General features: G+C 54.4%; 3 protein-coding genes and 1 pseudogene. 3 read left to right on the forward strand and 1 reads right to left on the reverse strand.

Going from position 1 to position 3,742, the window contains the following annotated elements; genetic code table 11:
* Nucleotides 1–148, reverse strand: a pseudogene (locus AAC035_RS19515) (IS110 family transposase); the annotation flags it as partial.
* Nucleotides 149–429: 281 nt separating this feature from the next.
* Between AAC035_RS19515 and csy1 the strand changes: the two are divergent.
* The 3 genes from csy1 to csy3 form a co-directional block, all read left to right on the forward strand.
* Entirely contained in the window at nt 430–1,680 is a 1,251-nt protein-coding gene (gene csy1, locus AAC035_RS19520; RefSeq protein WP_339806781.1) for a type I-F CRISPR-associated protein Csy1, read from the forward strand.
* Nucleotides 1,677–2,675, forward strand: a complete 999-nt coding sequence (gene csy2, locus AAC035_RS19525; protein WP_339806783.1) for a type I-F CRISPR-associated protein Csy2 — start codon at nt 1,677–1,679, stop codon at nt 2,673–2,675. Before csy1 ends, csy2 begins: the two co-directional genes overlap by 4 nt.
* Before the next feature lie 42 nt (nt 2,676–2,717).
* On the forward strand, nt 2,718–3,742 hold a 1,025-nt coding region (gene csy3 / locus AAC035_RS19530; RefSeq protein ID WP_339806785.1), incomplete at its 3' end, for a type I-F CRISPR-associated protein Csy3.

A 3,742-nucleotide genomic window follows, 5' to 3' on the forward strand; every position in this document is an offset into this window, starting at 1 on the left:
CAGCTGTAAATGCTCTGAATGTCCGCACTGGCTGCTCAGCAAGGTCGGTTGGGACCGCCACGACGTGAAAGCGAGAGCCGATATCGATTCCTGCGGCACGATCATTAATGACCGGCAAACCTTTACGTTCTGAATTGAGCTTTTTCATGAGAATCCTCCAGCAAAGAGAATGCTGGACGGGGACTCGGATCAGATCACATTCCTAAACGGGGTCGCCAAAAGGCGCCACCAATAACGGGTCCGCAGCTTCCCCTGGATCATGTTTTTTGACGGGGACCAAGCCTCCAAAGAGCTAACGATCACTGTCCAGCTTATGAAGTCTAGCCGGTGCTCAGCAGAGCGGACGTGTTTCTAATCTAGTGGGCCGCGGAGCACCGGGGAGGCAGTTTTTTAGGAGAGCGCCTTGAAGGCAAACTCGAAAAGCTCCCCTTGGACGATCCCAAGCGCGCTGCGCTGCAAGAACAGTTTCAGTATGAAAACTGGATCGGAGATGCTGCGAGGCGTGTTCGCCAGATTCAGTTGGTTACACACTCCCTCAAAGCGACGCATCCTGATGCTAAAGGTTCCAGCCTTTACGCCCCACCAAACAGTCTTGGCGCCAAAAGCCTTGTTGGGACACACTCACTAGGGGCATCTTTCCACGGCGATGTTGTTGGCAACGCAGCGGCTCTGGATGTCTACAAATTCCTTCGGTTGCAGCTGAATGGGAAATCACTTTTGGACCGGGTTCTGGAGAGAGATGAAGCTCTCATGGAGGCATTGTCTGATAGCCGCGATCAGGCAGATGAGTGGGTGGACGCCTTCGCGAGCATTACCGAACCAGGCGATGTAAATAGCTCCCATACCAGAGCTAAGCAAATCTATTTTCTGGTTGGTGACGATCCCGGCAACAACGACCACTTCCATTTGCTGGCCCCGTTGTATGCAACGTCACTGGCACATCACGTGTTTTTGCAGATAAATGAGGATCGCTTCGGTGATAGCTCAAAAGCCGCGCGGAAGGCCCGGTATGACGAAAAAGCCTTTGAGCATGGGTACTTTGTCTACCCCGAACTCGCAATCCAAAAGCTCGGCGGCACGAAACCTCAGAATATCAGCCAGTTGAACAGTGAGCGTGGGGGGAACAACTACCTGCTGGCATCCATGCCCCCCAACTGGACGAGTCGTGATATTACACCGCCTTTAAAAGCCGATTCTGTCTTCCCGCGTTTTGGCACACGTCTGGAGGTCAGGCGCGTGACCCGGAGGCTGGTGCAGTTTCTTGCTACTGATCCCGCAAAAACCATGGATACCCGGAACCATCGGGATGAACTGCTGAATGACCTTTGCGGTGAGTTGCTGCAGTTTGCTGCTGAGCTTCGAACCCTACCTCCCGGGTGGTCTGAGAGTGGAGACTGCAAACTAAATGAAGCTGAAGTTCTGTGGCTCGATCCCGGACGTGCCGAGTGGGATGAGGCGTTTCGTGCCCGATGGAAAGCCGGAGACTGGCCCGGCGAAGTCCGTCACCGGTTTGCGAACTGGCTGAACTCAGCGCTCTCAAAAGTAATTGCTGCCGGCGACCCGGAACACAGGCACTGGAGCGAGGAACTGAAAAATGATGGCAACTGGCTGAAAAATCTGGACACGGACAGGCGCTGGATTGAGGCCCTTGATGCACTGGAACAGGAGTTGGAGGAATGACGCTGTCCTCAAATATAGAAGGAATCCTCGTGATTCCCCGGCTAAAAGTGCAAAACGCTAACGCTATTTCGTCGCCAATGACCTGGGGATTCCCCGCCATCAGTGCATTTTTGGGCTTGATGCAGGCGCTGGACCGAAAATTGCCGGCGCACATTGAATTGATGCTCGATCAAGTTGGTGTGGTGTGCCACAACTTTGAACCCCAGGTTACAGAAGGCGGTTATACAAGGGCTTTTCGCCTCACTCGCAATCCGGTCAGTAGAGATGGCAGCACCGCCGCCATCAGCGAAGAAGGCCGGGCACATATTGAGATCTCACTGATATTTGGTGTGACCGGGCAGGCTGTAAATCTCAACGATAGCCAGCGGCAAACCGTGGCAGAAGAAATTGGTCATATCGTTGAAGGCATGCGAATCGCTGGTGGTTCCGTTGTTCCAGGGCGCAGGAAGGGAAAGGCTTGGCAGTCCCGGCCCCGATTGACTCCGGTGGCGGACAGCAGGGATGAGTGGCTTCAGCAATTCAGGCTTCTTCGTCGCCAACTGCTCCCTGGATTTGCACTTGTTTCCCGTCATGACCTGCTCGAAAAAAGGCTGACAGAGCTGCATAACGAGAATCCAGCAGCCACCGCTCTGGATGCATGGCTGGATCTTTCCCGCTTGCATGTCTATCCGGAAACTCATGGTGATTCAGAAGGCGAAGATTCGGACATGAACGGTAAGGTTGAGTGGCAGGTAAGACGTCCTCCTGGCTGGACAGTCCCTATTCCTGTTGGTTACGGCGCGCTTTCGGACGTCTTCGAGCCGGGGCAGGTTGCACGGGCCCGGGATAACACAACACCGTTTCGATTCGTGGAAACCCTTTATTCGATTGGCGAATGGGTCAGTCCTCACCGGCTGCACAGCATAGAGGACCTGTTGTGGCGAGCAGAAGCAGAACCTGATGCCGGGATATACCAGTGTACGAACTCCTACGGTGATAGAAGGCTGAACGCCTGATCTGTTTACCTGAAAGTACAATTCAGTAAGAGGAATAAGAGCATGACAGAGAACACGTTGAAAACAGCATCGGTGCTCGCTTTCGAGCGTAAACTGGACCCATCGGACGCACTGTTTTTCGCGGGCACCTGGAACAGCCGGGACCAGAGCGATACCTGGAGCCCTGTAAGCCTGCGGGAAAAATCCGTGCGAGGCACAATATCCAACCGCCTGAAAACGAAGGATCAGGACCCCGCAAAACTGGATGCAGCTATCGAATATCCCAATCTGCAAACGGTTGATGTGGCCACGTTGCCCAGCGATGGCGATACACTGATGGCCCGGTTTACCTTGCGCGTGCTGGGCGGCGCGGGCACTCCATCGGCGTGCAACAACGCCGAATACCAGGAAAAGCTGCTATCAGTAGTTGGTGGCTATGTGAGTAACCAGGGGTTCAGCGAACTCGCAGCGCGGTATGCATTCAACCTTGCGAACGGCCGTTTTCTGTGGCGCAACCGTATAGGGGCTGAAAGCGTGGAAGTGCATGTGAGCCAGCTAAAAGACGGCTCAGCGGCGAACAGCTGGACGTTTAATGCTCTGGAGCTTTCACTTCGGGGATTTGAGGTTCCGACCGCCGCCAAAGGAGATCTGGCCTCCCTGACAGAGGTGATCGCTGGCGGCCTGTCCGGTAAAAGCCATGTCCTGCTTGAAATCAGGGCCTTCGTCCGTTTGGGCAATGGGCAGGAAGTCTTCCCCAGTCAGGAGTTGATTCTCGACCGGGGCAGGGGAGACAAAAGCCGGACCCTGTACGATATCAACGGCGTTGCTGGCATTCATTCCCAGAAGCTGGGCAATGCATTGCGGACGATTGATACCTGGTATCCGTCTGAAGAGGATCTGGGCCCAATTGCGGTTGAACCCTACGGCTCAGTGACGACACAAGGAAAGGCGTATCGTCAGCCGAAACAAAAAGTGGATTTCTATTCACTGCTGGATAACTGGATCACCAAGGACAAGGAGCCACCTATTGAACAACAACACTTTGTGATGGCCACGCTGATTCGTGGGGGCGTGTTTGGAGAGGCGGG

Source organism: uncultured Marinobacter sp. (assembly GCF_963974375.1).
Taxonomy (GTDB): Bacteria; Pseudomonadota; Gammaproteobacteria; order Pseudomonadales; family Oleiphilaceae; genus Marinobacter.

Excerpts from the sequence above, each read along its gene's own strand:
- csy2 (WP_339806783.1), top strand. The coding sequence starts at position 1,677 with ATGACGCTGTCCTCAAATATAGAAGGAATCCTCGTGATTCCCCGGCTA.